Origin of the sequence: Sporosarcina ureilytica (assembly GCF_001753205.1) — a bacterium.
Taxonomy (GTDB): domain Bacteria; phylum Bacillota; class Bacilli; order Bacillales_A; family Planococcaceae; genus Sporosarcina; species Sporosarcina ureilytica.
Genome location: NZ_CP017560.1, coordinates 2,175,847 through 2,202,021, shown reverse-complemented (window position 1 = coordinate 2,202,021; position 26,175 = coordinate 2,175,847). Strand labels below are relative to the sequence as shown.

31 protein-coding genes, 1 pseudogene and 1 riboswitch are annotated in these 26,175 nt (G+C 35.9%); of the genes and pseudogenes, 21 read left to right on the top strand and 11 right to left on the bottom strand.

Annotated elements, in window-relative coordinates; all coding sequences use genetic code 11:
• Positions 1-13: 13 nt before the first annotated feature.
• Entirely contained in the window at positions 14-646 is a 633-nt protein-coding gene (locus BI350_RS10895; RefSeq protein WP_075528139.1) for a hypothetical protein, read from the top strand.
• Between the two features lie 206 nt (positions 647-852).
• Here BI350_RS10895 and BI350_RS10890 read toward each other — a convergent pair whose 3' ends face one another.
• Positions 853-1,551, bottom strand: a complete 699-nt coding sequence (locus BI350_RS10890) for a pseudouridine synthase (RefSeq protein WP_075528138.1) — start codon at positions 1,549-1,551, stop codon at positions 853-855.
• Positions 1,552-1,788: 237 nt separating this feature from the next.
• Between BI350_RS10890 and BI350_RS10885 the strand changes: the two genes are divergently transcribed.
• From BI350_RS10885 to BI350_RS10875, 3 genes are all read left to right on the top strand, one after another.
• Positions 1,789-2,775: an ABC transporter substrate-binding protein gene (locus BI350_RS10885; RefSeq protein ID WP_075528137.1), complete on the top strand. Its 987-nt coding sequence runs from the start codon at positions 1,789-1,791 to the stop codon at positions 2,773-2,775.
• Between the two features lie 99 nt (positions 2,776-2,874).
• Positions 2,875-3,867, top strand: a complete 993-nt coding sequence (locus BI350_RS10880) for an ABC transporter permease (protein ID WP_075528136.1) — start codon at positions 2,875-2,877, stop codon at positions 3,865-3,867.
• Entirely contained in the window at positions 3,854-4,648 is a 795-nt protein-coding gene (locus BI350_RS10875; protein ID WP_075529344.1) for an ABC transporter ATP-binding protein, read from the top strand. The genes BI350_RS10880 and BI350_RS10875 overlap by 14 nt, the downstream gene beginning before the upstream one ends.
• Positions 4,649-4,963: 315 nt before the next feature.
• On the opposite strand, the gene BI350_RS10870 is transcribed toward BI350_RS10875, so the two are convergent.
• The 4 genes from BI350_RS10870 to BI350_RS17235 are packed head-to-tail and all read right to left on the bottom strand — an operon-like array spanning position 4,964 to position 6,613.
• Positions 4,964-5,617 (bottom strand): hypothetical protein, encoded by a 654-nt coding sequence (locus BI350_RS10870; protein WP_075528135.1) that lies wholly within the window; start codon positions 5,615-5,617, stop codon positions 4,964-4,966.
• 17 nt (positions 5,618-5,634) lie between these two features.
• Positions 5,635-6,117 (bottom strand): hypothetical protein, encoded by a 483-nt coding sequence (locus BI350_RS10865; protein WP_075528134.1) that lies wholly within the window; start codon positions 6,115-6,117, stop codon positions 5,635-5,637.
• Positions 6,107-6,370 (bottom strand): sigma factor-like helix-turn-helix DNA-binding protein, encoded by a 264-nt coding sequence (locus BI350_RS17240; RefSeq protein ID WP_245698249.1) that lies wholly within the window; start codon positions 6,368-6,370, stop codon positions 6,107-6,109. The genes BI350_RS10865 and BI350_RS17240 overlap by 11 nt, the downstream gene beginning before the upstream one ends.
• 15 nt (positions 6,371-6,385) lie before the next feature.
• Positions 6,386-6,613 (bottom strand): RNA polymerase sigma factor, encoded by a 228-nt coding sequence (locus tag BI350_RS17235; RefSeq protein WP_245698248.1) that lies wholly within the window; start codon positions 6,611-6,613, stop codon positions 6,386-6,388.
• 594 nt (positions 6,614-7,207) lie between these two features.
• Between BI350_RS17235 and BI350_RS10855 the strand changes: the two genes are divergently transcribed.
• From BI350_RS10855 to BI350_RS10840, 4 genes and pseudogenes are all read left to right on the top strand, one after another.
• A complete protein-coding gene (locus tag BI350_RS10855) occupies positions 7,208-7,693 on the top strand; it encodes a GNAT family N-acetyltransferase (protein ID WP_075528133.1) in 486 nt (161 codons plus the stop codon).
• 136 nt (positions 7,694-7,829) lie between these two features.
• On the top strand, positions 7,830-8,327 hold the full coding sequence (locus BI350_RS10850) for an NUDIX hydrolase (RefSeq protein WP_075528132.1): 498 nt from the start codon (positions 7,830-7,832) through the stop codon (positions 8,325-8,327).
• 109 nt (positions 8,328-8,436) lie between these two features.
• A complete protein-coding gene (locus BI350_RS10845) occupies positions 8,437-8,841 on the top strand; it encodes an HIT family protein (RefSeq protein ID WP_075528131.1) in 405 nt (134 codons plus the stop codon).
• A 164-nt stretch (positions 8,842-9,005) separates the two neighbouring features.
• Positions 9,006-9,461 (top strand): annotated as a pseudogene (locus BI350_RS10840) (VOC family protein).
• A gap of 164 nt (positions 9,462-9,625) precedes the next feature.
• Here the strand turns inward: BI350_RS10840 and BI350_RS10835 are convergent.
• The 3 genes from BI350_RS10835 to BI350_RS17090 are packed head-to-tail and all read right to left on the bottom strand — an operon-like array spanning position 9,626 to position 11,276.
• Positions 9,626-10,555, bottom strand: coding sequence for an IS3 family transposase (locus BI350_RS10835; protein WP_155767468.1), 930 nt, complete (start codon positions 10,553-10,555; stop codon positions 9,626-9,628).
• The gene (locus tag BI350_RS10830) at positions 10,453-11,016 is read right to left on the bottom strand and encodes a helix-turn-helix domain-containing protein (protein ID WP_075526993.1); all 564 of its coding nucleotides are present in this window, start codon (positions 11,014-11,016) and stop codon (positions 10,453-10,455) included. The genes BI350_RS10835 and BI350_RS10830 overlap by 103 nt, the downstream gene beginning before the upstream one ends.
• 53 nt (positions 11,017-11,069) lie before the next feature.
• Positions 11,070-11,276 carry a hypothetical protein gene (locus tag BI350_RS17090; protein ID WP_168157264.1) on the bottom strand — a complete coding sequence of 69 codons (207 nt, stop codon included), beginning with the start codon at positions 11,274-11,276 and terminating at the stop codon, positions 11,070-11,072.
• A gap of 174 nt (positions 11,277-11,450) precedes the next feature.
• On the opposite strand from BI350_RS17090, the gene BI350_RS10825 reads away from it, so the two are divergent.
• The 5 genes from BI350_RS10825 to BI350_RS10805 all read left to right on the top strand — a co-directional run bounded on the left by BI350_RS10825 (position 11,451) and on the right by BI350_RS10805 (position 15,169).
• On the top strand, positions 11,451-11,939 hold the full coding sequence (locus BI350_RS10825) for a GNAT family N-acetyltransferase (RefSeq protein ID WP_075528130.1): 489 nt from the start codon (positions 11,451-11,453) through the stop codon (positions 11,937-11,939).
• Between the two features lie 229 nt (positions 11,940-12,168).
• The gene (locus BI350_RS10820; protein WP_075528129.1) at positions 12,169-12,624 is read left to right on the top strand and encodes a VOC family protein; all 456 of its coding nucleotides are present in this window, start codon (positions 12,169-12,171) and stop codon (positions 12,622-12,624) included.
• A gap of 103 nt (positions 12,625-12,727) precedes the next feature.
• Positions 12,728-13,591 carry an aminoglycoside phosphotransferase family protein gene (locus tag BI350_RS10815; protein ID WP_075528128.1) on the top strand — a complete coding sequence of 288 codons (864 nt, stop codon included), beginning with the start codon at positions 12,728-12,730 and terminating at the stop codon, positions 13,589-13,591.
• A gap of 117 nt (positions 13,592-13,708) precedes the next feature.
• Positions 13,709-14,266, top strand: coding sequence for a DEAD/DEAH box helicase family protein (locus BI350_RS10810; RefSeq protein WP_075528127.1), 558 nt, complete (start codon positions 13,709-13,711; stop codon positions 14,264-14,266).
• 240 nt (positions 14,267-14,506) lie between these two features.
• On the top strand, positions 14,507-15,169 hold the full coding sequence (locus BI350_RS10805) for a DNA alkylation repair protein (RefSeq protein ID WP_075528126.1): 663 nt from the start codon (positions 14,507-14,509) through the stop codon (positions 15,167-15,169).
• A gap of 265 nt (positions 15,170-15,434) precedes the next feature.
• On the opposite strand, the gene BI350_RS17230 is transcribed toward BI350_RS10805, so the two are convergent.
• Both BI350_RS17230 and BI350_RS10795 read right to left on the bottom strand, forming a co-directional pair.
• The gene (locus tag BI350_RS17230) at positions 15,435-16,631 is read right to left on the bottom strand and encodes a thermonuclease family protein (protein ID WP_075528125.1); all 1,197 of its coding nucleotides are present in this window, start codon (positions 16,629-16,631) and stop codon (positions 15,435-15,437) included.
• 143 nt (positions 16,632-16,774) lie between these two features.
• Positions 16,775-17,533 (bottom strand): helix-turn-helix domain-containing protein, encoded by a 759-nt coding sequence (locus BI350_RS10795; RefSeq protein ID WP_075528124.1) that lies wholly within the window; start codon positions 17,531-17,533, stop codon positions 16,775-16,777.
• A gap of 204 nt (positions 17,534-17,737) precedes the next feature.
• Between BI350_RS10795 and BI350_RS16945 the strand changes: the two genes are divergently transcribed.
• Positions 17,738-17,878: a hypothetical protein gene (locus BI350_RS16945; RefSeq protein WP_155767520.1), complete on the top strand. Its 141-nt coding sequence runs from the start codon at positions 17,738-17,740 to the stop codon at positions 17,876-17,878.
• Positions 17,879-18,179: 301 nt separating this feature from the next.
• Complete coding sequence (sspO, locus tag BI350_RS10790) at positions 18,180-18,338, top strand: small acid-soluble spore protein O (protein ID WP_425423255.1); 159 nt, start codon at positions 18,180-18,182, stop codon at positions 18,336-18,338.
• Positions 18,339-18,456: 118 nt separating this feature from the next.
• Here sspO and BI350_RS10785 read toward each other — a convergent pair whose 3' ends face one another.
• A complete protein-coding gene (locus BI350_RS10785; RefSeq protein ID WP_075528122.1) occupies positions 18,457-18,678 on the bottom strand; it encodes a hypothetical protein in 222 nt (73 codons plus the stop codon).
• Between the two features lie 371 nt (positions 18,679-19,049).
• Here BI350_RS10785 and BI350_RS10780 point away from each other — a divergent pair, with 371 nt between their 5' ends.
• The 6 genes from BI350_RS10780 to BI350_RS10755 all read left to right on the top strand — a co-directional run bounded on the left by BI350_RS10780 (position 19,050) and on the right by BI350_RS10755 (position 25,896).
• Complete coding sequence (locus BI350_RS10780) at positions 19,050-20,669, top strand: ABC transporter substrate-binding protein (protein WP_075528121.1); 1,620 nt, start codon at positions 19,050-19,052, stop codon at positions 20,667-20,669.
• Between the two features lie 465 nt (positions 20,670-21,134).
• Positions 21,135-21,323, top strand: coding sequence for a metal-sensing transcriptional repressor (locus BI350_RS17225; protein ID WP_245698246.1), 189 nt, complete (start codon positions 21,135-21,137; stop codon positions 21,321-21,323).
• A 174-nt stretch (positions 21,324-21,497) separates the two neighbouring features.
• On the top strand, positions 21,498-21,920 hold the full coding sequence (locus BI350_RS10770; protein ID WP_245698245.1) for a hypothetical protein: 423 nt from the start codon (positions 21,498-21,500) through the stop codon (positions 21,918-21,920).
• Between the two features lie 444 nt (positions 21,921-22,364).
• A complete protein-coding gene (locus tag BI350_RS10765) occupies positions 22,365-23,081 on the top strand; it encodes a dihydropteridine reductase (RefSeq protein WP_075528119.1) in 717 nt (238 codons plus the stop codon).
• Between the two features lie 200 nt (positions 23,082-23,281).
• A riboswitch (purine riboswitch) is annotated at positions 23,282-23,381 on the top strand.
• A gap of 68 nt (positions 23,382-23,449) precedes the next feature.
• Positions 23,450-24,628, top strand: a complete 1,179-nt coding sequence (locus BI350_RS10760) for an MFS transporter (RefSeq protein WP_075528118.1) — start codon at positions 23,450-23,452, stop codon at positions 24,626-24,628.
• A gap of 323 nt (positions 24,629-24,951) precedes the next feature.
• On the top strand, positions 24,952-25,896 hold the full coding sequence (locus tag BI350_RS10755) for a DMT family transporter (protein WP_075528117.1): 945 nt from the start codon (positions 24,952-24,954) through the stop codon (positions 25,894-25,896).
• Positions 25,897-26,175 lie beyond the last annotated feature (279 nt).

Genomic DNA, 26,175 nt, shown 5'->3' with positions numbered 1-26,175 from the left:
TGGAGAATGAGTTATGAAAATTACTCGAACAATTCAAAAAATACTCTTCTACCTATCATCTTTTATTCCATTATATTTATTACTAATAATCCAAAACCTCCAGATTACAGATTCCGATGGAAAGATATTATCCTTTAAAGATTTTATAAATCAATTTTTCCATACAAGTACTTCAGTAGCATTTTTCTGGGGGGGGGTATTAGTTTTATTGTTTTTATCCTTGTTTGGTGTGGCTTTATTTTTTTTGGTGTATGCTAATACAGATGGAAGAGTTGGAACTATAAAGGATGCTGAATTAATTAGGGAAGATACTATGGGGTATATAGTGACCTATATAGTTCCTTTGATTTCCATGGATGTAAATAGTGCTAGAAGTTTAACAATTAACTTAATATTATTTATCATCATAGGAACCTTTTACGTTAAAAATGACCAGTTATTTATGAATCCTTTGTACAATATTTGTGGTTATAATGTCTTTTCATCGGAAGAACAGATTTATATCACTAAAATTAGTAAGTCTAAGTTAAAAGTTATTGCTAAAAGAAAATTATCTGTTAAAAAGGTAAATCTTATCGGAGATATTTACGTTCTTTCTGAATATAAATCATCTAAAATAAGTAATTCGGATGACTTGTATTCATAAAATAAATGGGTCAAGCACCTGTGTCAAAAACTATTCTGATAATGCGCTACAAATGTATAGATATCCATCGAAGCTGATATCTGTGAAGGCGGGCTGTATGATTGTGCATGTGTGTGAATTAACGTGAATGTTTGTAACATAGATACCTAAAATTAATGTGAAATAGCCTGACAGCGCATTAGCGTTGTCAGGCTATTTTAAAAATATCACGATTTTAACTTCGCTATCTCTTCTTCAGTCAAGTAACGCCACTGGCCACGCCCCAATGGTCCAAGCTCAATATGCTTGATTCGAACCCTTTGCAAGTGCGTGACAGTATATTGAAATCGTCTGCACATTCTACGGATCTGTCGATTCAATCCTTGAGTTAATGTTATGCGAAAAGTAAAATTGTCCAACTGAGTAACTGTACAAGGGTTAGTCGTCGTATAGCCTTTTGTTCTCGGATTGTAAATGTCTACACCGTTTGATAAATCTTTTATAAACGTATCCGTTATTTTTCTATTGACGGTAACAACATATTCTTTTTCCTGTTGATGCTCATCTTTCATTAAGTCGTTTACAATACTCCCGTCATTGGTTAATAAAATGAGACCTTCTGTTTCTTTATCCAGGCGTCCAACCGGAAATATCCGTTCAGGATAGGAAATAAAGTCGATAATATTACCGGCAATAGCAGGGGAGGCAGTACAAGTGATCCCGCTCGGTTTATTAAGTATCATATAAATGTCTCGTGCCGTATGCGTGATGGTGTGACCGTCTACTTCGACATGATCATCCTCTTTAACAAAATAAACATGTGGGGCAATCTTACCATTCACTAGCACCTTTTTAGCCGTAATATAGCGCTCCGCCTGTCTTCTGGAACAAAATCCCGAAGAACTAATATATTGATTCAACCTCAACGTGTCTGCTCCTGTCTATCTTTGTGTTTCTTCTATTGTAACATGTTTGCTAGTTCGCATAATGAAATCGGAAAGCCTGCCCATATCGCTCAAAGAAAGCTTGGCGACTTGATTTTTTTATTTTCTCCAAAATGTGACAATACTGAATTGCCTTGCTTCAGGGAAGTCTTCCTAGTATAATATATAAATCTACAAGTTTAGAGGTTTCCGATAATTATGTATGGGGGGAATAGTCAGATGAAAAAGTCTTTACAGTTAACGATTCTTGCGGTAATCAGTATGTTTATTTTGGCTGCTTGTGGAAGTGACGGTGAGAAGGAAAGTGGAAGCGATAGCGGCGGTGAGAAATACATAATTGGTGCGACACAAATATTAGAACATCCTTCGCTTGATGCTGCGACTGAAGGATTTAAGAAAGCTATTGAAGATGCAGGCATCAACGCGGAAATTGATTATCAAAGTGCCCAAAATGATATGAATAATGTTGCAGTCATTGCAGATAAGTTTGTTGCGGATGGTGTCGATTTAATCTTTGCAAACTCAACGCCAAGTGCTTTGGGTGCTCAAAATGCAACGAGTGATATCCCAATTTTATTTACTTCTGTGACAGATGCAGTAGATGCAGATCTTATTGAATCGATGGAAAGTCCAGGCGGAAATATTACAGGTGTTGTTGATTTACATCCAGATGCAATTGAAAAAACAATTGAATTTATCGATCAATATTTTAAAGATGCAAAAGTTGGAGTTATTTATAATGCGGGAGAGCAAAACTCTGTTGCGCAAATGAAAGCCATTGAAGAGATTGCAGACGGAACAAGTTTAACGTTAATTGAAAGAACTGTTGCGACGTCAGCGGATGTTCAACAAGCGGCCATGTCTTTAGCCGGGGATATTGATGTGTTTTATATTTTCACAGATAATACAGTCGTTTCTGCATTGGATAGCGTTGTAGATATTGCCAATGAACAACAAATTCCGCTCATTGTAGGGGAACCAGATTCTGTTGAATTAGGTGGATTTGCATCCTATGGATTTGATTATTACTCAATTGGTTATCGCACGGGAGAAATGGCAGCAGAAATTTTAAAAGATGGTAAAAAACCAAGTGAAATTAGTGCAGAATATCCGCCAGAGTTAAAGTTGTATATTAATAAAGAAGCGGCAGAAGCACAAGGAATTGAATGGAATACAGACTGGGACGATGCAGAGATTATAGAATAACTAGTGGAGGTAGTGAATCACTACCTCTTTAATTTACAATATATTCAAAGTTGTAGTTTTATCTGTCAATAAAAAGAGATTATTGAGGTGAAAATAACGATGTTTTTAGCTTTATTTGGTGCTGTTGAATCGGGTTTGATTTATGCGATTATGGCGATTGGTGTCTATTTGACTTTCAGAATATTGGATTTTCCTGATTTAACAGTAGATGGAAGTTTCGTAACGGGTGGTGCAGTTACTGCAATTTCCATTATAAATGGGGTACCACCCATTTTTGCGACAATCCTTGGGGCATTCGCTGGGTTTCTCGCGGGCTGTATAACGGGCATATTACATACAAAGGGAAAAATAAATGCGTTACTCTCTGGAATTTTAATGATGATTGCGCTTTATTCTATTAATTTAAGAATTATGGGGAAACCCAATTTATCTTTATCAAGGGAGTCTACTTTAAAAAATCAGTTCATCGGAGTGTGGGAGAAAACGGGAATTGATGGTGTCATTCATAATGTATTGGGCTCTATGGGAATCGAACGTTTACCGGCGACGTGGGGCATTGTATTTATGATGATTATCATCATGATTCTTATGAAAATAATCATTGATTATTTCTTGAAAACTGAAATTGGATTAGGGCTGAGAGCTACAGGAAATAACCAAGTGATGAGTCGTAGTTTTTCAGCAAATACGGATACATTAATTATCATCGGTTTAGGAATTTCGAATGGGCTTGTTGCATTGTCAGGTTCTTTAATTGCACAATATGGTGGGTTTACGGATGTTGGTATGGGAATAGGGATGATTATTATTGGGCTTGCTTCGGTCATTATCGGCGAAGCATTGTTTGGTGCAAAAACAGTTGCGCGGGCAACATTGGCTATTATTCTTGGTGCAGTGATTTACCGGATAGTCGTTGCATTAGCGCTTCGAGTTGGATTTTTAGATACAGGGGATATGAAGCTCATTACGGCTATTCTTGTCATTCTAGCATTGGTGACACCAAAAATTGTACAAGTGCAAAGAGAGAAAAAGCGCCGACTCGCAAAACGTGCCGCATTGAAAGTAGGTCATGTTAAAAATGTTGAAGCTTAACAATGTAGAGATTACTTTTAACGAAGGAACATTGGATGAAAAACGAGCTTTAAAAAACACGAATTTAACATTGAAAAAAGGGGAGTTCATTACGGTCATTGGTGGAAATGGTGCTGGAAAATCCACTTTAATGAATATTATCTCTGGTAATCTCATTGCCGATGTTGGGGATATATTGATTGATGGGAAACAAGTCACGCATTTGCCAGAATATAGTCGCGCAAAATATATTGGACGTGTTTTCCAAGACCCTATGGCAGGAACTGCGCCAGAAATGACGATAGAAGAAAATCTAGCGATTGCTTATTCACGCAATAAAAAACGAACATTGTGGCTTGGCGTGACGAAAAAACGTCGAGAATTTTTCAAGAAAGCGTTACGAACGTTAAACTTAGGATTGGACAATCGATTAAATGCGAGAGTAGGCTTATTGTCTGGTGGAGAAAGACAGGCGCTATCATTATTAATGGCAACATTTACAGAGCCTGATATTTTATTATTGGATGAACATACTGCAGCACTCGATCCTGCACGTGCAGAACTCATTGCTAATTTAACGTCTGAAATTGTTGAAAACTACCAATTAACGACGTTGATGGTGACGCATAATATGCAACAAGCACTCGATATGGGAAATCGTTTAATTATGATGGATGCGGGGAAAATTATTTTTGATGTGAGCGGAGAAGAGAAGAGAAAGCTAACGATTAAAAACTTAATGGACGAATTCCAACGTATACGCGGAAAACAACTGGAAAGCGATCAAGCAGTGTTGGTGTAATAAGGGTTGTTGCATTTGTTGGAAACCATAGTGACGGGTTCCTGTGCAATTAACAGTACCAGGTACGCGAACGATCCAGAATAACTCATGTACCTGGTACATAACCTTATAGGCCTTCCACTCGTCATGCAGCGCTAGCTTGTTGAAGAGACTGAAAGAAGTGTTATAAAAACTTTTCTACAAGACTAGTATTCGACTCCCACCATTTCCAATATAGGTGCTGTCTGGTAAATGCTTGGTATATATTTTACTTGATGTTTACATTGTATTTTTTAAATTTATCCAAAATCGCCCTATCATTCTGTTGCAATATTATTAATAGTCTTCTACTGTCATTGAATCAAAAATAACACCATCTGTTGTTTGAACTTTTAAAGGTTCTTTAATTTCATCCAAACCTATCCGAATATAAGGCGCCATATCCGTATGCTCACCTTCAACAATTTCCACCGTAATTTCAGTAGGTCCGCGGCGGCTTACTTTCTTTACTTCGATTGCTTTACCCAAATAATCGTCCCCTAGTATTAATAAAACTTCTTTTCTTCCCTCCAAAATCGTCTCAACTTTATAACCCTCCTTTTCTCCTTTAGTGATTCCTTCATGAATAACCCAGTAGCCCTTATCTGAATAAATGATCAATCCAATCGTTAAGAAAAATAGAATGGGTAAAATGCCAAGACTAATTTTATCTCGCGTGTTAATTTGCAGTGAAGATTTCTTTCGGAGGAATAAAGGTAATAATAATGTTCCCATAATACTCACGGCTAGAAATCCTAATCCCAAAAATCCATACGCCATTCCGTCAAATCCACCCACAAAGAAGAGGCCATATGCGGTAATGTCAATCGACATTAAGAAAGGGATAATTGGCGCCAAATAATATTTGCCATTTCTTTTAGCTGCAATAAAAGTAAAGGTGAAAACTATAAAGCCCAAAAACATACCGATAAAAATAATTAAAAATACCATGTGAATCCCTCCCGTTATTAAAAGAAAAACTGTAATACTTTACCCAAGAATAGAATGATAAATAAATCAGTTACTAAAGATCCCCACAACCATTTTTTATTAAAAAAGGTGAACGTGAATATCAAGAGAAAGATGACAGCAGGTGTATAGAATAAAAAAATAGCTGGCTGGACGAAAGAAAGGTCTATTAAATCGGTCCCAGAAAAACGAATACTTGTGTATAAAATGTAAAACAAAATCAACCCTCTTATCGCCACCAATAACAATTTCAAGCCGGTATTAAACTGCACAAGTTTTTTCAAAGGCTTTACCTCAATGTCATCTGGAGGATTAAGCGCAGGCATATTCTCTTCAAATTCCAATGTATTCGAATATAAATCTTTACAGGCAGCACAGTCCTTCATATGATCTAAAATGATTTTTTTAGGTTCATTATCTAAATCATTAATCACTGGAATTAACTCTTGGGCTAATAGATGAATTTTTTGATCATGATTCATTTGATTGCCTCCTTTGGATGATACTTTTTCTCATTCTGAAAACTCTAGACTTTAATGTGGATACAGGCATGTTTAGTAGTTCGCTAATTTCTGTATACTGATAACCATAGTATTCTTTTGCGAGAATAATGGCTCGATCAGTCGTAGAATACTGGTTTAAAATGGTCTCTAATTCATGATTGATTAGCACACTTACTTCCGGTGTGAAATTGTCAACCAATAGTGATTCAATAATATTTTCATCGTTTAACAACTTGGGTTTCTTTTTTCAGTAATAATCAATTAAAGTGTTCTTTGCACATTTGACTAACCAACTTTTCATATAATTCACTTCGAGAATTCTAGTAGGTGTCATGAGTATCTTTGCAAATAATTCTTGAATAATGTCATCCGCTATTTCATCACTTTTCGTTAATCCAATTAAAAAGTTCTTTAAATAACGATAATGTTCATTGTAAATCTCCTCTATTAAGTAAAATGGATTGTTTTTAGACATATATTTGGGCTCCCTGCATCGTCTTCCTTATAAGTGAGTCGATTCATATTTAAAAAAGTTGCAATCATTTAATTAAACTTCACATATTATTGTCGGATTAGTGACGCCGTTTTTTCTAATGCGAGTTACGGGTCACTCAATCAAACATGATAATTAAAATTAACGTGAAAGGCGAAAGGTTCAGAATGTTTTCAAATAAAATCTAATCCTTATGTTAGTATATACATAAGGTGTTAGATTTCAATATATGAAAATATGAAATGTCGGAATATTGCTTTTGTAGCGCATGCGACTCATATAAGGCCCAAGCCTGAGGGATTTCAGAAGAGAGGAGATGAGAGAGATGTCTAATAAGACAGGGTTTAACCTTTCAATCCTAGTTGCAATTCTTTTAGTAACAAATTCCATTATTGCTTTTAATTTTAATCAGACTTTAAAATGGTTGTGGTTAATGGTGGCATTATCCAGTGTTTTTAATGTCATTTATTTCTATAAAAGAAAACAAAATCAAAGCAATTAGCTAGACTGTTTAAGTTTCGTTTATAGGGCGAAAATCTGGAATAAAGCCGTGTTAAATGAAGGGGGATAGTAAAAATGAGTTTTATGATTCGTGAAATGAAAAAAGAAGATATTAAGCAGGTTCAAGATGTGGCGAAAAAGAGCTGGAATGCAACCTATGATGGAATAATACCACACAATATACAGGAGAACTTTTTGAAGGCTGCATACAGTGATGAAATGATGAAGAGACGATTAAATGGATCGTTTATTTTCGTAGCAGAAATGGAAGATAAAATCATAGGTTTTGCCAATTTCACACCAGTAAACAATGGAGGGCAGTCAGAGTTAAGTGCAATCTATCTCTACCCCGACTATCAAGGTAAGGGTATCGGTACTGCATTATTGCAAAAAGGTATCAAGGAATTAGAAAACGTCAAAGAAATTTATATTGATGTTGAGAAAGAAAATAATATCGGAAAAACATTTTATGAAGCAAAAGGATTTAAGACAGTTAAAGAATACGATGATAACTTTGATGGGCATATTCTGAAAACAGTTCAAATGTGTTTAACAGTGTAATATTGCGGCAAACGGGCGCGATTATTGCATATACCGTCTATTGGCAATAGGGATGCCTTCTGGAGACTATATTAAAACAAACGGGCCATTATGTTGAATAAAAAAGAAGAATTTACGATGGATTTTGGAGGGGAATATGACGACAATTTATGTGACTTGGGGAAACGGTAAGGTTAAATTGACATGGAAGCCTAAAAGCAAAATGCCACCATGTAATTTAATTACAAGTGTTCATGGATTTTGCTTTTATAAGAACGAGTTGTTATTGATTGACCTCAAACACCGTGGATGGGACATTCCAGGAGGTCATATTGAATTAAATGAGTCTCCAGAGGAATGTTTTAAACGTGAAGCTATGGAAGAAGGGGACGCTGAAGGGAAATGCAATTTTCTTGGATGTATCGAAGTCGACCATAACGAAAATCCAAATTGGATCGAAAACAGCCCCTATCCCAAGGTAGGATACCAGGCATATTATCGTATGGATATTGACCATTTACATCAATTTTCAAGCGAGTATGAATCCACTCAAAGAATTTTTGTGAATCCTAATAAAGCCCCTGATTATCATCACGAATGGCATGAGATATTTCAAGAAGCACTTAATCATGCTTTGTTAGTAAAAAGACCTTAACTATACAGCAATCGGGCGCACTTATTGAAAAAGGCAGTGCGCCTTTTCTTTAATCAGGCCATTTTATGAAGTGAGAGAATGTGAAAAATAGTAGTCGGGGGAGAAAGAGATGAAAGATTGTATATTTTGCTATCCAGAGTTAGAACCAACTCAAAACGTAATTATGAGCAATGAGTTTTGTATGTTCTTACAGTTAGATCAGGCTAAGCAAGAAGGTGTTCAACTCGAAGGTGCAGGAATAATTATACCAAGGAAACATAGGGAAACTGCTTTTGACTTAACGCTTGAGGAATGGAATGCTACACACGCACTTCTTCAAGATGTGAAGAGATACTTAGACGAAAATTATCAACCGCAGGGGTACAACCTTGGTTGGAATTGTGGTGAAGTTGGAGGGCAGCATATATTCCATTCGCATTTTCACGTGTTACCAAGATATGAAGATGAACCACTTGCAGGCAGGGGTATTAGATATATGTTTAAGAGTACCAATAATCAAAGAAAAGATTCTTAATAAATGTAAGTCGGAGTACCGTTATAAGGTCCTTTACTTGAAGATCATTGAGCTGCTTAGATGGCTCATTTCTTGTTCAACTAATGCACCAAATAGTTTAACAAGGAAAATAATACACTAGGAGACTTTAGCTTTGTAAAATAGAAAAATTGGAGGTTTTTTGAATGATAAAGGGATTATATGAAGCGCATTTACCAGTAAGTGATTTAAAGCGTTCGATAGAGTTCTACACTGGTCTTGGGCTTGAACTTGATCATATCGTTGAGGATAGATAAGCATTTTTGTGGATTGTAAAAGATAAAAGTTGGTTGGGAATATGGGAAACCGATAAAGTAGAACTTGAATACCATCCTTCGATAAGACATATAGCTTTTCAAGTATCGTTAGAAGGGTTAAAGAACTCTGTTAACTGGCTCAGAAATAAAGGATATAAACCTAGAGAGGCATTTGGGTTTAAACCGATTGAACCTTTTGTTATGCCTCACAAGGATTATGCACACGCTAAAATTCATTTTAATGACCCTGATGGTAATAGTCTAGAGTTTATTTGTAAAATAGATAATCCCAAGAAGCTAACAGAACAAATGTATTTGAGTAAGTGGAACGAGATAAATAAATAAAACTCCTCCACTAACGGGTGCGTAATCTCCATGAATTAGAAAATGAACATGAAAGAGAAGCAGAAAAACTTGCACAGAAATATTTGAAAGATGACAGCAAAATAAATCAGTTATTCAATTAAAGGGCGCGATTGGGTAGTGACCCCTAAAAGTTAGAGTTTTTATTATGCAGCTGTTTGGCTGGTTTGAGTTCGGTATTGTATTGGACTTAAACCGGCCAATTTTACTTTTATTCGTTCGTTATTGTAGTAATCAATATACTGTTCTATTTTTTGTTTAAGCTTATGATAAGACAATAATTCTTCACCGTAATAAATTTCTTGCTTTAAAATCCCGAAGAAATTTTCCATTACAGCGTTATCAGCACAGGTTGCTTTTCTAGACATACTTTGGAAGACTTTATTTTTCTTTAATGTCTTAATCCATTTTTGATGTTGATAATGCCAACCTTGATCGGAATGTATTGTTGTTCGATATTCAGCTTCAGTTTTAATGACTCTTACTGCTTCTTTTAATGGTTCCAGTACTAAATCCAATGTAGGTCTCTTGGAGATTCCGAAAGAAATAATTTCTCCGTTATATAAATCTAAAATAGGGTTTAGATACAGTTTTTCGTCGTCTAGACACTTAAATTCAGTGACATCGGTTACTAATTTTTGCAGGCGGATTGACGTGTTAAATCTACGGTTCAAGCGATTTTTGGCTACTTTCCCAACAGTACCTTTGTATGAATTGTATCGTGACTTACGAGTGAATTTCACACATTTTAACCCTAAATCGCCCATGATTCGTTGAACTTTTTTATGATTAATCAAATATCCTTGATTTCTTAATGCTAAATGAATGCGACGATATCCATATTTGCCTTCATGTTTTTGGAAAAGATCAAGAATAACCTCTTTCAATTCTTCGTCTGGGTCTGCTTGCTTCAATTGTTGGATTTGATAGTGATAGGTTGCCTCTGGAATACCGACTACCAATAATACATCTTTTAATTTGAACCCTTCTTCTTTGAGTTCGAATGCCATTGCTGCTTGTGCTTTTCTAGGAAGGCATTCGGATTCTCCTGAAAAGCGTCTAACTTTTTTAAGTATGCAATTTCTAAGCGAAGAAGTTCATTTTCACGTTCTAGTTGTTCTTCACGAGACATTTTCTCCTCTGTTTTCACTGGTTTCGCTTTTTTATCTTTAGACATAGTAGGACACCCTTTCGATTTAGGTTTAAGCCCTTCTACACCTTCTTTTAGAAAAGTTCTTTTCCAGTTCGCAATCAAAGATGGATTATTCATGTTAAATTCAATTGCTGTATCTTGGTATGAAGCGCCTGTTCGTTTTATAAAGTGTAATACATCCAACTTAAATTGAACAGAGTAAACCTTCTTAGAACGTTTTCTACGTAATCCATCTTCACCAAATGCTTTATATGCTTGAACCCAACTTTCAATTGGCGATTTACTTGGAATACCATATTTTCGCGCCAGTAATCTATATCCTAAAGTACCTTCAAGATATTCTCTCACCACTTTAAATTTAAACTCTAAACTATATTTAGCCATATAAAAACACCCCAAAAGTTAGTTTTTTAACTCTAACTTTTGGGGTGCAGCACCTATTGCGAGCCTTTTTTCGTTATGATGACCATCTGCTTCGTCCCTGTTTTCACATTTCTCTTCCAGCTTTTTGATCCGCGTATTGCATGGTCTACGCCTTCACTGATTGGTATTTTACTGCTATTTATATTTGGCGTGGCAAGTATTGTTTCGGAAAATAAAGCATAAAAGTATTCAGGTGCTAGTGATAGACAATTTTGCTTCATGCCTCGGACGCGTTAACTGAAAAGCAAAAGTGCTTACAAAGCAATCGGCCAGATTGTGGAGAAAGACTTATTGGGTTATTAGACAAAGTTGGTTGAAAAAGATATTATGTTTGAATTTTAAAAGAAGAAACAGCTAATTGCTTTAATTAGTAAAAAGAGAAGGGGTATTATAAATTGACTATTATTCTCAAAGAAGTTTTGGAATCAGAAAAACCTATTTTGCGTAACCTTTATTCATTGTATCTTCACGAGCTTTCGAATTTCACTATGAATTTAAATTTAGGTGAAGACGGTGCTTTTCATTATGAGGAATTGGATGATTTCTGGAGAGTAGATGGATTATCACCCTATTTTATAACGTTGAATGAAAAAACTATTGGTTTTATATTGCTATTAGAACGCCCGTTTTTGAAAAAAAGCAATGATTATGGAATAAACGATTTTTTTATACTTAATCAATACAAAGGTAAGGGATTGGCTGTACAAGCTGCTAGAAAAATATTTGAAGAGAAACCGGGGCAATATTTTATAATACAGGTTGTTGAAAATAAACGTGCAGTTGCATTTTGGAAAAAAGTTTATACTGGATTAAATATTGAAACTAACGAAAGACAAGATTTAATTGATAAAGAGTTATGTCTAATTCAAACGTTTAAAGTTTAATTCAATTAACGGGCGCGATTTCCGATCAAGCGTTCAACGACAGGGCCATTATGCGGAGTAATTGGGAGGGAAGTTTATTGTTTGAAGTTAAAGATGCTTTACTTGAAGATCATTAAGCTGCTTAGAGGGCTCTTTTCTTGTTCAACTAATGCACCAAATAGTTTAACAAGGAAAATAATACACTAGGAGACTTTAGCTTTGTAAAATAGAAAAATTGGAGGTTTTTTGAATTATAAAGGGATTATATGAAGCGCATTTACCAGTAAGTGATTTAAAGCGTTCGATAGAATTCTACACTGGTCTTGGGCTTGAATTTGATCATATCGTTGGGGATAGATTAGCATTTTTGTGGATTGTAAAAGAAAAAAGTTGGTTGGGAATATGGGAAACCGATAAAGTAGAACTTGAATACCATCCTTCGATAAGACATATAGCTTTTCAAGTATCGTTAGAAGGGTTAAAGAACTCTGTTAACTGGCTCAGAAATAATGGATATAAACCTAGAGAAGCATTTGGGTTTAAACCGATTGAACCTTTTGTTATGCCTCACAAGGATTATGCACACGCTAAAATTCATTTTAATGACCCTGATGGTAATAGTTTAGAATTTATTTGTAAAATAGATAATCCCAACAAGCTAACAGAACGAATGTATTTGAGTAAGTGGAACGAGATAAATAAATAAAACTCCTCCCCTAACGGGCGCACTTATTGAATAAGGAACTGCGCCTATTCATCATATGGGCCAGATTGTGGCATAAAACTTTAAAGAAAGAGCGAGGGGTTGGATGTTAAATCGAGTCATTCAACAATTCGAATTGAATGTGTTATCAATTAATGAGGTTGAAGATTCTCATAGTTCAACAGTTTATAAATGCCATTTGCTTAATGGAGAAAATGTCTTTTTAAAAATGCCTTACACAAAGTTGAAATGTCAGCGAGAGTTGGAAGCCTATGAAATCATAAAAGATAGAGTTTCCATTCCTAAGATGTTGGATTATTGGTCTGGTGATGAAGAATGTCCCGGTGCGTTTTTATTATCCGAATTAAAAGGGCAACCGCTAACAAATAAAGCTTTACCAACAGTAGCGTTTCAGGTTGGGATCCTCCATGCTTCTATGCATCAAATTCAGCCACCAACTACGTTACAGTTAACCGGCATACAAAATGAGTTTCCGAACTGGTCTAATTTTGTGGAACGTCAATTTTATAGTTTTGCTGAGGATGTAAAGGAAGTTTTGGATGAAAGTTTATACAAACAGTCCATTGAAAAGTTCGAAAATATGAAACTTCAGCTCCCTCCTTCAGATGGCCCGAGCTTTATACATATGGATTTTCGTCCAGCAAATATAATTGTTGCTGGAGATAAAGTCACGGGCATGATAGATTTTGAAAGTGTACGATTTGGCTCAACAGAAATCGATTTCACCAAACTGTACCGTGATTTTTTAAGCTTCGATATTTCCTTGTATCAGTCCTATCAAGAAGGTTATAACACCATAAGACCATTAATTGATTTCGAAGTTGTGTTGCCTTTTTATCAATTTACAGATGCTTTTAATAGTATTGGCTGGTGTAAACGTCGTGGAATTGAAAAGAACGCTTCATTTCTTGAGAAGAATTTTTCAATCCTAAAAAAAATGTTGCTATAAGCCGCAATCGGGCGCAATTCTTTAATTAGGATTAGCGCCTATTCAGTAATAGGAGCAGTTTACAGGATAAAGCTTAGTATTTAACGAACTAGTTAGTATGATTTAGGGGGGGAGTTTATGAAATTTATACTTATATTTGGTCCACAAGCAGTTGGTAAAATGACAGTCGGACAAGAACTAGCAAAAGTAACTGACATGAAGCTATTTCACAACCATATGACCATTGAATTCCTTGAACCGTTATTCGGTTTTAGCCCAGAAACGTGGAAGTTGTCATCTTTATTTAGAACAGAAATATTTAGAGTAGTAGCTAAAAGTAATTTGAAAGGTTTAATTTTTACTTATGTATGGGCTTTTGACCAGCAGGAGTATTGGGATTTTGTAAACAAGACAAGGGGAATTTTTGATTCCCAAGGGGCAACTACTTATTTCGTAGAATTAGAAGCTGATATTAAAGAAAGGTTGGAACGAAATAAAAGTCCGCATCGACTTAAACAAAAACCTACGAAAAGAAACATTGAATGGTCAGAATATGAGCTAAAAGAGACAATGAAAAAACACAGATTAAACTCCAACAAGGGTGAAATTAAGAGTGAAAATTACATCAAAATAAATAATACCGATTTGGATGCAAGAGAAGTAGCTGAAATCATTTCAGAAAAATTTAATTTATAACATTCAACAATCAGGCTTGTTTAGTTAACAATTAACATAAAGGATTCTTCTGAAATATTGGGGGCGGAGTATGGGGAAAATGATAATGATTTCACGGGACACGATTAAGATAAATTAAGCTTAGTGTCAAGATCCCCCTTCGACCAATTGGTTCGGAAGAATTTTTAAATAGAATTTATTAAGGCGAATCTAAATGATGAAATAAGTCAAAAGTATTTTTTGGAAAAAAGGAGGGCTTCGATGAACTTACACAATATATTTACCGATTTAGAAAAAAATACAGACATTGAAAAAGCAAAACAGATGGAAAAATATATGAAGAACAATTTTCGGTTTCTAGGAATCCAGACACCTCTAAGAAAAGAAATCACAAAATCATATTTTAGTGAAGCTAAAAAGGTGAAAAATATTGATTGGGAATTTATTGATACTTGCTGGAAAAAGTCATATAGAGAAGCGCAATATGTCGCAATTGATTATCTTAAAATGATGAACAAGTTTTTAGAAATTGAAGATGTCGATAAAATAAAATTGCTATTAGTTAATAAATCATGGTGGGATAGTGTAGATGGGTTGCATAGAATTATAGGGGATCTCGCACTTAAGCATCCAGCATTGGATCAAATGATGATTGAGTGGAGTAAAGATGAAAATATTTGGTTAAGACGAATTGCGATCAATCATCAAATGTTTAGAAAGGAAAAAATGAAAGAAGAACTTTTAGAGAAGATTTTAATTAATAATTTTGAGTCAGAGGAATTTTTTATAAATAAAGCAATCGGATGGACATTGAGAGATTATAGTAAAACAAATCCTACATGGGTTATCCAATTTATTGATAAGCACAGAGAGAAATTATCACCACTTAGTATTAGAGAAGGTAGTAAGTATATATCAATTTAAAATGAAGGAAATTCTGTCTATCAAACATGAGAGACAGGATTTTTTAATATATAGTGTTTTTTTCGTTTGATGAAGTAGCTTTCTTCTGTTAATAATTCGGGAACCTTTGCAACAAGCTATTCAGTCAATTTGCTACAATTGCATAAGGAAAGTTGAGAGTCCAATCATTATAAAGTTTGATTGGACTCCGTATGTAGTATTAATCATATACTTGAATTGTTATAGTTGCATTTTACACAGGCAATAAAAAAGACACCTTTCACTATCACCGTTTTGGCGCTCTAAATCCAGCGTTCTGTGCTTCCTCAATCGAACAGAACATCCTATCAGGGTTTGTTGTTCGTTCATAATAAGTGCTCCCGGGAACATGGTAAATGCCGCTACTACTTCCTTTGATGTTACATTCACCTGTTTTTTCTGGTTCAGGTTTTTGTACTTGTTGCGTTTCTACTTTTGGTTTACTTGTCGTTGCAAAGGATTGATTTTGTTGGTGATCGTTAAATCCTTTAGCTGAAACATAATTTTCAATCGACCAAATCCCGATTGCTTTTTTCTTCGCAGTATCTTGTGTGGCATTCAACTCATCCAAATACTTTGTGTTCGGTGGGTAGACCGCAACTCGTGCAAGGCCTTTTTCTAGTAACGTTTGGTTAAAAAGTTTGTCGCCCAGCCACACATAGGCGAGCACTCTCCCATATCTATCGCGTTCTTGGACTCCGATTTCTAATGTGATAACTTTACCTTCAAGTTGTTCGGTCGTGAATGCAGATGCCTCTGGTCCGTAAGGTTGGACCCCCATTTGAGGGTGCTTTGTTTCTGGGGTATCCACTAAAATAAGTCTTACCCTTTCTTCTTTACCATCCATATTTACAATGATTGTATCCCCGTCGATAACTCTCGTAACTTTCGTTTTGATACCTTGTACATCACTCGGCGGAGCGCGTTCGCTTGGTACATCAATCTTGGCAGTAGTCGTTAATGGTTTGTTTAGTTCAACATAATCACTGATTAATAAATCACGAGAATCCCCGATAATCGCTACGACTGCATCTGGTTGATCATCAGCCAACGATACCTTGATCGATTGCTTGCCTGATTTTAACTCTTCAATTGGTATTGCATCCGCAGAAAACTCACCGTTTTTCACTGTGAGTGCTTTTTCTATTTCTACAGATTTATGATTTAAAAGTGTTACGAATAAAATTGTTCCATCAGGAAGGTTCGTTTTTCCTGTAATTTGTAATGCATTGTGTTCAATCGTATTACTCATTGTTAATTCGGGTGAGAATTCTTCTTTGGGTGGTTGTACTTCTTTTTGTGACAGCGTTTCATTCTCCGTCGCAAGCTCATTGTTGGTGCTGTCGTTTATCTCACCAGCACATCCTGTTAATAGTAAACTTGCAAATAAAAATAGCATTAGAAAAGGACGAATGAAAGGGGAGTCCTTTGTAGTTGTATTCATGATTGTCTTACCTACTCCTTTTAAATAATTTTACTCATATATCAATTTCACACGTAAACGGAGCAGGGCCTATACTACAATTCCGTAATTTGATACGTCTAAAAAAACATGTTATTTCACTATACTATATTTGGGTGTAAATATCATTTGATGCAAGTTATCTGCGGTATTTTAACTTCCACTGGTGCATCGTAATCCATAAAAGCCTCCGCAAATAAAGCTTTGTCGGTTAATTCACGGAAGATGCCGTCGTAATAGCCGATAAGGTTGCGGATGTTTTTTCTTTTTGTTGCTTGAAACAAGACACGAATTGCTTGGATTGCAATTGTTTTTAAAAGTTCTCCTTTGTCCGCGTGAATCTCGAATTTCATAAGTTTTGTGGTATGTACGCGATAAATGCCGTAAAGTTTGCTGGCAAGGCTTTCGTTATTTTCTCCCGAGTAAGACTTAATTAGATTTTTGAAACGTGTGTAAAGTGTGATTGGAATGGTTGGTTCTTCAATGTCTGGTTGATTTGGTGCATGAATTTGTTCTGTTTTCGTCACTTGCTCTACCTTCGTTTCAGTAAGTTCTGTTTGTTTGTAAGGTAAAAAAATATAAAGATTGGCCCCTTGTCCACCTGTTTTCTCTCGTAAAAATACTTGTCTTTTAATGATTTGTAGTTGCTCCAGTTTCTCGATTGAGCGGCGAACAGTGCGGTCCGATTTATGTAAAGCTTTCGCAATCGTCCCTATTTTCAAGTGCGCAACGCCTGGGTATTTCACTGCATATCGGCTTAACATCGTCAGTACGTTGTGATCTGTATCGTTCAATTGGTGTCTATGATCATTTAAATGCGAAGCAATTGCCTCATTGAGTTCATATTTATTTGCGAAAGATTGGTATTTGCTTAAGTAATTCATTGTTGATCGGCCCCTTTGATCTCTTGTTACTCTTTATATAGATTGGAAATACAAAAAGGGATACATTTTTCGAAAATTAATTTAAAAACTTTTAATAGATGCTAAATACGTATTATAAATACAAAGATATTAGTTTAATAAAAAGATAGGTTCGGTTGCGAAATTGGTGCCTTTAACCCTTGGGGGAGTAGGGGAGATTGAGAGGTGGCGGGTGGACATGTCCGGGCGGTCATTGTGGGGAGTTGGCTGTTGAATCTCGTGCCACTCACTCAACTTGGACACTATTCAGATGAATCTCGTGCCAGTCACTCACTCACTCAACTTGGACACTATTTAGAAGGTTAATAGCCAGTTATCTTTAAGGTAGTTGTCGAAAGAGAATAGAATTTGGCATGTTATTCGTTTCTCAATAAGTAGCTGATTTTTAATATTTGTATCCTTTTTGATTATTAAACTCTACATATCTATCTAAGAAAGGATTTCTAATCAGGGGCGTAAAAGAATGAGGAAATAGGAGGGAGTACATTTGGGTATTGACAGGTTCGAGCGCAAATCAGAATTGTTTTAGAACCTTTAGATTAATAAGATTGTGTTGCAATGCATAGTAAAAACACCGCGTGGCAAACTATGGGCCATGGAGGTGTGTATAGTGAGCAACGGTCCAAAGAATAATGCAAGCAGTAACGTCAACGATGAACAAGCGGTACGCAAAAATTTGTCACGGGAATTTGATCATGAACTTGCGAATGAACCGTTAACAGCAGCTGAAAGGCTTAATAATAAGAAAACAAAGAAGCGGCAATAGCCAAAAATTGATTCCTCATTAACGCTGTTAATGAGGAATTATTTTTTGGCGGATATAGAATAGTGTCGCAAGCAGATATCCGACACTATTACTGACAATACAAGATATCAATCGAAAGTCATTTTCTTTTCATACCAGGATTCCTAAAGTTTGTGTTGCTTTTTTTCACTTTCTTTTCAAACTCGACAAACACAAAGTATTTAGTTTCTGTCATCTGTTCAACACTAATCACCTTTCCGTTTCGCCCTTTTATCCTTACGCTATCATCCACGGCTGGTATTATTCGTGATGCTATATTCAGTACTTCAATTTTGTTTTCAAAATAATGAATGGCATACATTTTCTAATCCCCTTTTTTAAAATGAGTGTTGTGATACATTCATTTTATGAAGGAGATTGTAATATAGAACGTAGGCAAGTGATTTTGCGTACCTATGTATCAAAAAGTTATCTTGACAACTCGCTACTAATATATATAGATATTCATCGAAATTAGTTATTGATTCTTATGATAGGGGCTAGACACGTATCCCTATCCGGGGGATATCGTCAAGTCGAATAAAAGGCTATGCCCTTGTTAAAACAGTTTAGAATGTGCATCTTTTCATCATGAAAAGATGCACATTTTTTTATCCCCCTTAGAGGCTTGTAAGAAAAAATCGTTGATACTATGATTACTGTTATCATACAAAAAGACTGGGAGTGTTATGGATGATAAGGAAGTTTTGGGGATTTCTGGTTATATCCATTTTCGCTATTTCTGTTTTAGTAGCAGGTTGTTCGGTATCAGATTCTAATAATAGTGTGAAAAGTAAAGAAAGAGAAGGAAAGCAAGTGGATGAACTTATAGTTGCGATTGGATCTGAACCTGCAACAGGATTTGATCCTACAACTGGTTGGGGCCGTGCCGGTTCGCCGCTTTTCCATAGCACACTATTGACAAGGGATGATCAACTTAATATCGTAAATGACCTGGCATCTAGTTATACGTTAAGTGAAGATGGAAAGGTATGGACAGTCAGTTTGCGTGATGACGTGAAATTTTCAGATGGTACACCATTAACAGCTGAAGATGTAAAATTTACGTTTGGCACAGCTATGAATAGCGGATCCGTTGTAGACTTAAATATAGTAGAAAAAGTTGAAGTAGTTGACGATACCACGGTAAAATTTATTTTAAAAGAAATGCAATCAACATTTGTAAATACGCTAGTTGAAACAGGAATTGTGCCCAAACATGCATATGGAAGTGATTATGCTGAAAACCCAGTTGGTTCAGGTCCTTACCAATTCGTTCAATGGGACAAAGAACAACAACTCATTGTTAAGGTTAATCCAGAATACTATGGAACAAAGCCGTATTTCCAAAAAATCACTTTCCTCTATTTGAATGAAGACGCTGCATTTGCAGCTGCTCAAGTCGGAACTGTAGATCTTGTTTCTATTCCAGCCGAATTTAGCAATAAGAAAATCCCAGGTATGAAACTTGAGGCTATACAAACTGTAGATAATCGAGGAATTGTCTTCCCGTATGTAAAGTCAGGTGATCGGACACAAGATGGTTTGCCTATTGGTAATGATGTCACAGCTGATCCAGCCATCCGTCAAGCCATCAATATAGCCGTTGATCGAAAAGCGTTAATTGATGGTGTATTGGCGGGATATGGTTCGCCGGCATATACACTAGTTGATGGATTACCCTGGTGGAATCCGGATACGGTGATTCAAGATACGGATGTAGAAGGTGCCCGCAAAGTATTAGAAGACGCAGACTGGAAAGACACGGACGGAGATGGAATTCTTGAGAAGGGAGCACTTAAAGCCGAATTTACACTCCTATATCCTTCAGATGATACGCTAAGACAATCTCTTTCCATTGCAGTTGCAGATATGATGAAACCACTAGGTATTCATATTAAGGTAGAAGGTGCAACCTGGGATGTAATTAGTCAAAAGATGCACTCAGAAGCTGTACTAATGGGGAAGGGAAGTCACGATCCGTCAGAAATGTACCATATATATGGAAGTGACAATGCTGGGATTGAATACAATAACCCAGGATATTATAAAAATGCCATGGTAGATAACTATTTTAAAAAAGCCCTACAAGCAAAGACGGAAGATGAAGCAATTGAATTTTGGAAACAGGCGCAATGGGATGGAGAAGCTGGATTCAGCTGGATTGAAGATGCGCCATGGGCTTGGCTAGTCAATATTGATCATTTATATATACGAAGTGATCGTCTCGATTTAGGTGAACAGAGAATCCATGTACATGGACATGGGTGGCCTGTTACAGACAACATTGTTGACTGGAAATGGAGTCAGTGATGTGAGGAAGATTGTTCATTATTGTAATTGAAAAACTTAGAAAAATGGAATGGACATAACTAGCACTTACCTGTTGTCCAACTTGGTAAGTGCTTTTTGACTCTCTTTATTACCGGATTTTTGATTAGATATGATGAAAATTATTTTTCAAAAAAGTTCTTGGGTCTCATTTTACTATAAATTGATACTACTCTATTTTTAATGATGTTAAGAAAGAATTGGATAAAAAATGTAAGTGGTTCTCAAACAAAGAGATAGGAAATGACATTTTTCAAAGTTTCCTACATAAAATAGAGAGAATTTTAGTCAATATGAAATTCGATTGGATAGGGGGAGTCTGTTATTAATAGTAAAAGTATTAGTGAGGAACAAATCCATAGTCATCATAAACATAGCGAAGAACATATAAAAAAGGTCGTCAATCGGTTAGCCCGTGCAAGTGGACATCTAGAATCGGTAAAACGAATGGTAGAAGACGGAAGAGATTGCAGTGAGGTACTCATTCAACTGTCTGCGGTAATCTCCGCGCTGAATAACACGGGTAAGGTTATATTAAAAGATCATATAGATCATTGTATTGTTGAAGCAGTAGAAGTAGGGGATAAAGCTGCTATTGATGATCTAACTAGGGCGATTGATTGTTTTATAAAATAGTTTAGAGTGTGCATCTACTCACAAGGAGGAGATGCTTTTTTTCGTGCGCCCGACACGGGTATCGTTGAATATTCCGATAAAACAGAACTTATTATGATAGGATATAGTTTAGATATTTATATAACACTGCGGACCAGAGCATTTTTTTTCACGAAACAACAAGGAGGAATGTTATTGTTTAACAAAATGCTAAGAATGATTTTATTGTGTTTCTTATTTATTTTATTGATTTCATTCATGGTACCTTGGCTTAGATTTGCAGCATTTATAATAGGTTCTGATGGCTCATTTGCAAAACAAGATATTATGATTTCCCCATTGTATTTGGGTTATTTAATTACCCTTGTAAGCGCGACTATCACTTATTTGCTTAGTATGGGTAAGTCAAAGAAGCGTAAATACACGATTTGGGGAATTGCTGTTATGTTGCCAATTTCATTACCCTTGGCTTATTCGATTGGTATAACTTATTCTTTTATTGTGGAAGATCCTTGGGCAACGATACTACTGTTATATGTGTTTCCAGTGATATTCATTGTAGGTCTTATTCTATTATTGGTTGGTATTTTCAAGAAAAATGAAGTATTGCAATATTAAATCATACCACACGAATAAGCTTTAAACGTGATGTAATGAGAACTTTCACCTCTTATAACCATTCTTAGCACTAACTAATATAAACTCTTCGAATCTGATGTACAATATTATCCTGGTCTTCCTTTATAGGATTCCAGGGTTTTTCTTGTGAACACCAGAACACTCTCTTCTTTCCTCTCTCATATTACTTTTCAAATTAGAATTAAAAACCGCTGAAATCAAGTGTTAATAATCTTGCTTTTAAGTGTGTTTTTATGAAAGAACAGTTTGTTCCTTTGAATTGCTAGTTTGAAAATGTTGAGTAGTTCAGCGTCCGTTTTCTTGCTGAATTTTAGCTAAATCTAAAACATTTATGTTTGAAATATCCAGCCTCCTTAATTGAGAATGATTATCATTTTCTGTATAGTAGATATGATCATACAGATAAGTGAGGGAGAAAAGATTATGCAAATATACTGGACTAAAATAAATAAAGTTATTCAAGAAGCGCCTGAGATTAGAACGTACTTGCTAGACTGTCCGGAAGGTTTTACATGGGAAGAAGGGGCATATACCCACTTAGCATTGGAAGGTTTTAATACCGGGGATAAACCAAACCGCAGCTTGATTCGCCATATGTCAATCTCTACCTTACCGCACGAGAATTCGATTGGTATTACCACCCGTATTAGGAAGCAGTGTTCTGAATTTAAATCGATTTTAAGAGACTTAGAAGTGGGCGATGAAATGGCGTTTTTTAAAACCCGCTCCAATGTGCCGCTTAAAAGAGAAGGTAAGAATATTTATATGCTCTCATCAGGTGTAGGATTGGCAACTTTTAGACCACTTGTACTTGATTATTTCGAACGGGCTGATGATATTAAACATATTCATTCACTAAACATCGATTCAAAAAGAGACTATTTATTTACTAATATTTTTGAATCAGCACCCGAAAAGAGGTTCACATCACAGTTTATCGATAACCGTAATGACTATTACGAAGAAGTGAAAAATCTTGCTGCAGACAAAGATGGACTTTTCTATGTTGTCGGCAGTGACGAATTCCTCGTGCAAAATATTGAAGTACTGCGTGATCAGGGCATCGGGTTGGAGCAGATTATGCTCGATAAGCCTGAGCGGAAATTGGCAGAGTTTTTATCTGTACAATTGTTAGTTTAAGCGTGGGAAAATATTTTCTAAGTAAATATTCGAAACGTATTTAATAAATACTGCATTTAGAAGTTGTAGGGAAAAATAGTGTCTAACTAAAGTAAAATACTCCTAACTAATTTGAGGAAATAAGAACAGTAATAGACCATGTTAGTTACTTTAATTACTGCTTGAAAAATGTATTGCGAACTAGTATAATAATCTTTTGTAAATAATAAAATAAATTTTATCGTATAACCTCTAGAATATGGCTGGAGGGTCTCTACCAGGAACCGGAAAATCCTGATTACAAAAAGATGTCATTTTTGTAATCAGGATTTTTTATTTTCAAAAATTATAATAATTTCATTGGTTTTTAGAAAGGAATTGGGTTTTATATGAATTTTAAAGTCATCATATTAGCAATTTCAGCCGTTGCGGTTGGACTTGTGGAGCTGGTTGTTGGCGGTATTTTACCAACAATCGCGAAAGATTTAAATATATCAATTGGTACTGCTGGACAGCTCATAACGGTGTATGCGCTTGTATATGCCGTTGCTGGGCCGGTATTATTAGTGTTAACTAGTAAAATGGAGCGCAAGAAGGTCTTTCTCGTTTCATTACTTGTCTTTATTGCGGGTAACATCATGACCTATTTTAGTTCGAACATTACCTCTTTTATGATTGCAAGAGTCGTAATAGCGATGAGTACTGCATTAATTGTAGTTTTGTCATTGACCATCGCTACAAAAGTTGTGAAACCTTCACAGCAAGCTAGAGCAGTTGGCCTTGTGTATATGGGAATCAGCTCGTCGCTTGTATTGGGTGTTCCGTTAGGGATTTTAATTTCTGATGCATTTGGCTGGAGAGTCATATTTCTCATTATCGCTGTTTTAGCTGCAGGTTCGTTTATACTGATATCAATATTTTTGGGAAAAATGCCAGGTGGAGACGCGATTCCTTTAAAGGTGCAATTAAAGGCGGTTGCCAGCTTAAAACTTGGCAGTGCACAACTAGCGACAATGTTTTTGCTCGCAGGTCATTATACGCTTTATGCTTATTTCACGCCTTATTTGGAGAGCGAGTTACAGTTGAATTCAACTTGGGTCAGTGCCGCTTATCTTGTATTTGGAATAGCGGCAATTAGCGGCGGCGCAGTTGGCGGAATACTATCAGATAAGATTGGTGCGAAAAAAAGTGTACTGTTAGTGATTGTTTCATTTGCAATCTCATTGTTTGTACTTCCTTTTACGACTTTTTCAATTGTACTATTTACACCGATTATGATCATTTGGGCGCTGTTAAGCTGGGCAATTACACCGCCGCAGCAAAGTTACTTGATTCAATCAGATCCAAGTACGGCTGATATTCAGCAAAGCTTCAATAACTCAGCGATACAAGTGGGGATTTCGATTGGTTCGGCAATTGGAGGCATCGTAATGGCACAGGGCGGCTCTGTATCCAATTTGCCATGGGTCGGAAGTGCCGTCACTATTTTAGCATTGCTTTGTGCCGTGCTTTCTTTTTCCAGACCAATTGTTTCCAAAGAAGCAATGGAGAATAAGGTAACTGATTAATCAAAGTGAAAATAGAAGAAGCTGGGATAAAACCCGGCTAAATTTAGGAGAGAGTATCGTAGAGGGTTATATTAACCTTCTATAATACTCTCTTCTTTGTTTTTTACATTTTCAAATAAAATTAAACGCCTTTGCCACGGACGTTGAACACCAGACTTTTAAGAATTTATTAGACGTATAAACCTTTCCAAGATAGACAAATTAATAATGAATTGTTCCGGAGAAATACGATTACTGATTAATAACCTGTTAAAAATTATACAAATTGGCGTAATTCATTTAGCCGCATTCCGAAAATGGATTTTCGAGAAGAGGTAAAGTTGATGACTAAAAGAAAAGCTAATGGTGTCAAAAGGGGTATAGGTTTAGGTGCAACATCTGCTATTGCATGGGGTGTTGATACAGTAATTATTGGTGTGATTATTGCAAGTTCGCCATTTAAGGAAGCTACGCTGTTGGCACCGATTATTGCTGCATTTATGCATGACTTTTTCTCTTCGATTTGGATTTCTTTGCTTATGATTATTAGAGGGCAATTTATCAACGTTTTAAAGTTATTGAAAACGAAAAGCGGTGCCATCTTAATGTTAGCTGCATTATCAGGCGGCCCTTTAGCCATGAGCTTTTATTTTCTCGGCATTCAATACGCAGGCGTTACGTATGCCGCAAGTATTGCATCTATATTCCCTGGTATTGGTGCCGTACTGGCATTCTTTTTTCTAAAAGAGAAAATGAATAAGAGAACTTGGTCCGGCGTTGTTTTAAGCATCATCGGAGTCATTATATTGGCCTATGTGCCAACAAATATGGATGCAGAAAGCAATTTCTTTATAGGTATACTATTCTCATTGGGCGCTGCAATATTCTGGGGACTTGAAGGTGTCATTAGCGCCTGGGGGATGAGGGGAAAAGATGTCGAACCTTTATATGCCATTAATATTCGTCAAATCACTTCAGCGTTCAGTTATGGCATAGTAATTGTACCATTTCTTCATGGCTACCCTTTAGTTTTTGAAGCAGCTACCACTAGCATCGTTTGGGTAATCGCCATTGCTGGTTTTTTAGGAACCGCAAATTACTCATTATACTATTCGTCCATTAATTTAATCGGAGCAGCAAGGGGACAATCTTTGAATAATACGTATGTATTTTGGGCGATTGTGACTGAAATTTTATTTATCGGTACGCCGATTAATTTACAATTTATCATCGGTGCCATCATCGTATTATTCGGTTCAATCCTTGTTTCGGGGAATATTAAAAAATAAACCGTCGTTTGGGAAATAAACATCACTGCATAGCTTTTCTAAGCAGTGATGTTTTTACGTTTTGCCTAGCGCTACTAGTTACTAAAGTTTTAAATCCGCAATTACCGCAGGGTTTTTATAAACTATTTCAGTTGCTGATTAATTAGTGGGCAAATTTCAGTGCTACATATGGGATAGTTGTATTGTTTGATTAAATGGAAGGATATTCAGCGATGGCTTTTATTGATTAAAAATTGCCTTCCTATACAAATGTCGCTGTTTACTTTAGACTAGAATTGA